We start from the raw sequence: 6,242 nt of genomic DNA, 5'->3' as shown, positions 1-6,242 counted from the left end.
AGTTCTTCCATAGCGGCGCGGGAAATGATGTCGAAATCAGTGTGGCGGGCGGCGATGAATCGCGCGATCTCTCGCAGCACGTACTGGTAGCTCACCGGGATGGCATAACCCAGCGAGCGTTTGAAACTCACATACCCGGCGAACTGTTCGCCGTGGGGGCCGGGGAACACGATGATGTCATCCACGAGGCACCTCCAAGCACAAGCAACGGAGCTTTCCGACGTCGATAGCCATGTACTTGCGCGTGGTGTTCGCGTTCGAATGCCCCAGTATTCCTGAGATCACCGGGTAGGGAGTGTCGCCGGAGAGCATGTTCGTAGCCGCGGAGTGACGCAGCGAATGCATCCCATGATGCTTACCGGAAGTGTCCACCGAAGCACGGCCGAAGGCGGCGGATACTACGTCGTGGAAAGAGTTCGAACGACCTCCGAAGCTGTCATGGGGTGCGCGATGGTGCAAGAACACGTGATCGTTGACGCTCTGTGGCCTCTCGTGGCGTAGATAGTCGGCAAGGGCGAGTATCACCTCCTCAGGGAGGGGGAGCCTGACTGTGCGGCCGGTCTTGGATTGTGTGAATCTCACCTCGTGGGCACGCCAATCGATGTCCTCCAGACGCAACGCTCTGATATCGCCTGCGCGCATTCCCAGAACAGCGGCCAGAAGCAGCATCGCCCGATCACGTTTGGGGCACTCTGCTCCTGGGGTAGCGACCATCGCGGCGACCTCGCTGACAGCATAGGCCGACGGCAGCGACGCATATTTGTGGCCGGGAATGACCGGCATCGCGGCCGCGACCGCGGGGCTGCATAATTCCTCTTCGGCTGCCCACCTCGTAAACGCGCGGATGGCGTAGAGGATCCCAGCCCGGGTTTGCGCGGTCATCCTGGAACACAATTCCATGTGGGCCGTGACATCCTCGACGGAGAGATCGTCGAAGTCTTCGATAACCAAACCTGCTACGAACCTTCTGATGATGCTGACCCGGCAAAGTCGTGTCGCGTGAGCGAGGCGGCACTGCTCCAAATGCGAGGCATAGGCTCCGAACACCCGCCGAAACCGATCGGGCACACCGTCAGAGGCTGGCCTTGACAGAGCAGGAAGGCACCCATCGTTCTCCACGGAAAGCAGGGCTCGAATATGCCTGAGGACGTTGCGGTTGGCTGGCGAAAGCACATTCTCGTTCAGCCCCATCTGTTCGAGAAACTGGTGTTCCTCATCCGCCCCGAACCACTCGAAGTCACGTTCTGAACACCATCGCCGGGCTTTGCCCCAGGATACTCTGTAGTGCTGAATCGTGCCGGGCTTGTAACCCAGTTCGGCGAGCGTCTGAGCCGCCTGAGTGACGAGCTCCTCAATTGTCTTTCTCATCTCATTCCTCCGAATCTGCCTGAACTTCGTACCGAGACAAACAGGCTTTCAGAGGAATGGATCATGCGAAGTAATGTTCTCTACTCGAGCAAGAAACGGGGCCCCACCTAGTCAACTTCGCATAACCATTTGCTCTACATAAGAGGAACTATGCGAAGCTTCGCATAGGTCATCGATCACGAGGAGGGTGAAGGCCGCGTACTTGTTCAGGAATTTGGTTTGTCCCTGTGGCTTGTCCTTCGCCAGCGCCCAGGCTTCCTCAAGGTCGGGCATGCGGACGTAGTGGGCCCTGATCCTGTGCTGACAGGCCTTCTTGGCCAGCGCGCAACCCAGGTAGGACTTCCCGGATCCTGTGAATCCCTGAAACACGACGTTCTGCTGCCGTTCGATGAACGAACAGGTGCCGAGCTGGGCGATCACGTTCCGGTCCAGACCACGCTCGTCCACGAGGTCGAGCCGGCGCAGATCCGCGCCCGGGTAGCGTAGCCCGGCCCGCCGGATCAGTCCCTCGACCTTGGCGTGGTTGAACCCGGAGTGGGCCTCGTCCACGACCAGCCGGAGCCGTTCCTCGAAGGCCATGCCGAGCACGAGCGTCTCGTCCTGGGCCTCGAGGGCCTCCAGCATCGGGGCCGCGCCCATCTCACGGAGCTTGCGTTTGGTTTCGATATCGATCCCGCTCACTTGGCACCACCTGCATAGTATTCGGCGCCGCGCACGTACCCGCCGTGTTCGACCGGTTCATCCCGCGGTGGCGTGAGCCCGGCGGCTTTGTCCTGCTCTGTGGCGAGGATGGGCTGCAGATGTACATACCGCGGGGACCGGACCCGGCCTGCCAACGCAAGCCTGCAGGCTGCCTCGACCCGTTCGGCCGAGTAGCGCCGGGAGAGCCGCAACACGGCCAGCGCTGCGTCCAGGCCCTGCTCGTCGACCGGGACGGACTCGAAGATCCGGTTGACCACGGTCACCACTGCCGGGCCGAGCCGTCCGGCCCATTCCCGCACCCGGGACGGGTCCCACTGCCGGTACTTCTCGCCGGCGGGCAGGTCCGCGTCGTTGGTGCGGTACTCGTTGGCCGCGCTCTCGGGCAGCAGCAAGTGGCTGGTCAGCCGTTCGGTGCCCCGGTAGGCCTGAATCACCCGGTCGGTGATCCGCAGGTCCACCGTGGTGCCGATATTGGCAAAGGGCACCGAGTAGTAGTTCCTCTCCCAGACCACGTGCCCGTTCCGGCCGACCCGGCGCCCGTAGACCCACCTGCTGATCTCATAGGGCACCGCCGGCAACCCCGTCAGCAGCGGCTGCTCCTCGGCTGCGAACACGCTGGCCCTGGACCCGGGCCGCTTCTGGAACGGCTCCGCATTGTAGGCCGCTACCCGCTCGATGACGGCGGCCCTGAGCTCCGGCAACGAGGTGAATTGCCGCTGGCGCAGCCCGGCGATGACCCAGGTAGCGACGTGGGCGACCGTGTTCTCCACACTGGCCTTATCCTTCGGGTGTTTCACCCTCCCGGGCAGCACCGCCGCCGAATAGTGCGCCGCCATCTCCCGGTAAGCATCGTTGAGCACGACCTCGCCCTCGCGCGGATGCTTGATGACACCGGTCTTCAGATTGTCCGGCACGATCCGCGGCACCGAACCCGGTGAACGCCTCGAACATCGCCACGTGGGCCCGCAACCAGGTGTCCTGCTTCATGTCCAGGGCAGGTTCAACGAACGCATACCGGCTAAACGGCAGGCATGCCACGAACAGATACACCGTCCTGGCCTTGCCCGTGACCGGATCGGCCAACTGCATCGTCGGCCCCGACCAGTCGACCTCCACCGTCTGCCCGGCCTTGTGCCCGACCCGCGACGCCGCACCCGATTCCAACACATGCCGCTGGTAGGTCCTGCAGAACCGGTCATAACCCATCACCGGCTCACCGGCAGCGGCGCATGAATCGGCATACTCGCCATGCAGCAGCTTAAGCGTCACCCCCACCCGGGCCATCTCCCGGTGGACCTGGTCCCAGTCCGGCTGCGCGAACACGCTTTGATGCTCACCCCGGCCCGGGAACAACCGGGCATACACCTCGCGGTCCGTACTGTCGGCGATCTCATCCCAAACCACACCGGCCGCGTCGGCAGCCTCCAGCACCGCCGTGATGCTCTTCCGCGACATTCCCTGCGATGCTGGCAGATAGCTTCGGTTGGTACTCCTGGTCTGGGTAGTTGGTACCAAGGTTCTGGGAACTTGGTACCGGCCCCTTCGCTTGTCTGCTCGGGGCCGGCACCATGTCCTGGCGGGGTCTATTCCCAGTGGTCCGGGTGCGCCCTGGGCCTTGTCGTCGCGGAGCTGTCGCATGTCCACGTCGCCGAGGTTGAGCTGGCGAGACAGAGGCACCTGCCGAAAAGCCGGCGGAAGAACAGAAGCCACCCGAACGGGTCTACGGCTCAGAGAAGACCACCTCACACAGAAAAGGGGGAGACGCCCCGTGGGCCGGCGGTAATGGTTGAATCGTCTTATGAAACGTATTTGGGGGATTACTACCGTTGCGCTGCTGGCATTGACCGGCTGTGCTCCGACCACTACGACTGCGCCCGCTGCCACCAAATCGGCACCTGCCTCGTCGCGGTCTGCCACGGAGCCTAGTCAAGAACGGGTAGACGCACTGCGGGCCTACGTAAAGGCAGAGCAAGCTGCGGTTCCGAAGATGCTGGCAACAACAAACATGGACGACGTCTATTCCGAAGTCGTGGTCGAATCGAAATTTGAGGCGGGGAAAATTTGGAATCCTCTTTCCGACGGTCTTCACGCGGTGGTCTGGTTCGATTACAAGTTCCTCCCGGATTATGACCTCTCGATGGCACACCAATCGATCGATGCATCAAAGGCACAGATTGATGAGTTGTGCGAAACTTGGATCTTTCCGCGCATGAGGGCGCTTGGCGTGGATCCCCCATTAGCAGTGAAATTCACGTATCGTGCCGCGGATCGCATTTTGCCGATAGATACTCTGAGGTGCAGCACCTCCCGCTAGTACTACAGTCGCGTCCCGCTTTCACTTGGGCTAGCCCTCCTGCGGGGACATCGCTCCGATCTGTCCTGCGGTGAAGCCGTAAGCCGCGATCGTCTTCTTCGCCGCTGCCACGTCACGGCGTGAACATCCTGCCGTCGCGACAATCTCGTCGTAGCTGCGACCGGCAACGGCCAGGGTCATGATGGCCTTGAAATCGGCCATGTTGCCTCCTCACATAGGAAGAGGCGGCGCCCAGTGCACCGGCCTCTCCCACAGCGGGGCACCGGCAGGCCACGACAGTACCAACACCCCGGAACCGAAGTACCAACAACCCGGAACGCCAGTACCAACTCAGGCTATCTGCCACGATGCCGCGATCGCGCGACCGGACAGGCCCTCGGCGCGTAATTGCAGCACGAGCTTCGCTCTGATCTTCCGTACCATTGATGATTACTCCTTCCGCCGTGCGCCCTATACACACGACGGAAGGAGCCTAAACTGGGTGGCCCCCAAGCACGCCACTACAGGCACCCAAGACCGCTATTGCGTGCTCAGCCCACCGGCCCCCAAACACACGACAGATGGACCCCAAAAGGGCGAATATTCATCACCGAAGAAGCGCCCGAAGTCCTCGTACATCCCGTTCGTGCGGGCGACGGTGATGTCGCTGTGGCAGCTCGACGCTTTCGAATACCGGCTGGCAGGCGGGCAGACCGTCACCGTGTATCAGCTCCTCGACGACGCCTCCCGGCTCGACGTGGGCACCCACGCGTATTCCCGCAGCGAGAACAGTGCCGATGCCAAGCACGTCCTTGAACGGGCGATCGGCACTTATGGTGCGCCCAAGGAATTGTTGTCGGATAACTCGTTGGCCTTCAATCAGCTGCGGGCAGGCAGGATCGGTTCCGTGGAGATCTTCCTCGCTGCCAAGGGGACCATGCCGATCAGCGGGCTGCCCGGCAAACCCACCACGCAGGGAAAGAACGAGCGCTCCCACCAGACGCTGATCCGGTTCCTCGACGTAAATCGGCCAGCTACGCTCAAGCAACTACAGGCCCGGATTCGCCGGTTCCGGGAGCACTACAACAACCGCCGGCCGCATCAAGCCCTCGACAACGCCACACCGCGCACAGCGTGGGACCTGCTGCCCCATACGCCCGCTACCGGGCCGATCCCGCTATCGGTGCTCGAAGCGAAAGCCTCACAATACCGGCAAGCCCGCGCACGCCGCCAGGCACACCTGGACCGGGCGGGACTGACGATCTCGAAAACCGGGGCGATCCTGCCCGATGAGAATGCACGGGAGAAGGCGGCGGACCAGTCGCTCGTGGACGTCACTCGAGCGAACCGGCAGGTCTACTATCAGGGCTTCCACATCTCACTGCCATCGACCTATGCCGACCGCCAGTTCTACCGCACAATCACCGACGACACGTTCCTCCTCACCGACCCCACAACCGGTGAGATCGTGTTTTCCTTCCCCTGCCGATGGTCGCCCTAAACGTCCAGGGCAGCTACGTCGCTTCCTACTCCATCCAAGGCGTTCAAGCGGCGTACTCAACGACGCACTGGGAAAGGAAAAGCGCGGCGTATCAGGAACAGTTCACACAGCGCCGAGCGGACCAGCCAGACGTGATCACTGCCCGGTGACCGCCCCACGCAATGACCGCCTACGCCGGCGCTGGTAGGTGTGCACAAAGCCATGAGACTCGGTGTCCACGAAGGGATGAGGTTCAGTGTCCACGATGTAGCGAGATTACACACCAACAACCCGGAACGCCAATACCAACTCACGCTATCTGCCAAATTAGGGGCGGATCCAGAAGTGAAGACAACTGGCCTCCAAGCCTTCAAATACTCACGAATCGCCAGAAGTCTG

General features: G+C 62.0%; 5 protein-coding genes and 2 pseudogenes. 2 read left to right on the top strand and 5 right to left on the bottom strand.

Annotation, left to right across the window (positions count from 1 at the left end):
- From NQJ30_RS14920 to istA, 4 genes and pseudogenes are all read right to left on the bottom strand, one after another.
- A partial coding sequence (locus tag NQJ30_RS14920; protein ID WP_255770757.1) for a hypothetical protein occupies positions 1 to 185 on the bottom strand: 185 nt, incomplete at its 3' end.
- Positions 178 to 1,368 carry a tyrosine-type recombinase/integrase gene (locus tag NQJ30_RS14915; RefSeq protein ID WP_255770756.1) on the bottom strand — a complete coding sequence of 397 codons (1,191 nt, stop codon included), beginning with the start codon at positions 1,366 to 1,368 and terminating at the stop codon, positions 178 to 180. The genes NQJ30_RS14920 and NQJ30_RS14915, both read right to left, overlap by 8 nt.
- Positions 1,369 to 1,536: 168 nt before the next feature.
- A pseudogene (locus tag NQJ30_RS14910) lies at positions 1,537 to 2,049 on the bottom strand (ATP-binding protein); the annotation flags it as partial.
- Positions 2,046 to 3,543 (bottom strand): annotated as a pseudogene (istA, locus tag NQJ30_RS14905) (IS21 family transposase); the annotation flags it as partial. The pseudogenes istA and NQJ30_RS14910, both read right to left, overlap by 4 nt.
- Positions 3,544 to 3,868: 325 nt before the next feature.
- On the opposite strand from istA, the gene NQJ30_RS14900 reads away from it, so the two are divergent.
- Positions 3,869 to 4,384: a hypothetical protein gene (locus NQJ30_RS14900; protein WP_255770753.1), complete on the top strand. Its 516-nt coding sequence runs from the start codon at positions 3,869 to 3,871 to the stop codon at positions 4,382 to 4,384.
- Positions 4,385 to 4,414: 30 nt separating this feature from the next.
- Here NQJ30_RS14900 and NQJ30_RS14895 read toward each other — a convergent pair whose 3' ends face one another.
- Complete coding sequence (locus NQJ30_RS14895; RefSeq protein WP_255770751.1) at positions 4,415 to 4,585, bottom strand: hypothetical protein; 171 nt, start codon at positions 4,583 to 4,585, stop codon at positions 4,415 to 4,417.
- Between the two features lie 280 nt (positions 4,586 to 4,865).
- Between NQJ30_RS14895 and NQJ30_RS19075 the strand changes: the two genes are divergently transcribed.
- Positions 4,866 to 5,864, top strand: coding sequence for an integrase core domain-containing protein (locus NQJ30_RS19075; RefSeq protein WP_255770750.1), 999 nt, complete (start codon positions 4,866 to 4,868; stop codon positions 5,862 to 5,864).
- The last annotated feature ends 378 nt before the right edge of the window (positions 5,865 to 6,242 follow it).

The organism is Pseudarthrobacter sulfonivorans (assembly GCF_024391045.1).
Classification (GTDB): domain Bacteria; phylum Actinomycetota; class Actinomycetes; order Actinomycetales; family Micrococcaceae; genus Arthrobacter; species Arthrobacter sulfonivorans_B.
Note: the sequence above shows the minus strand (reverse complement) of the source record. Positions and strands in the feature narration are given on the sequence as shown.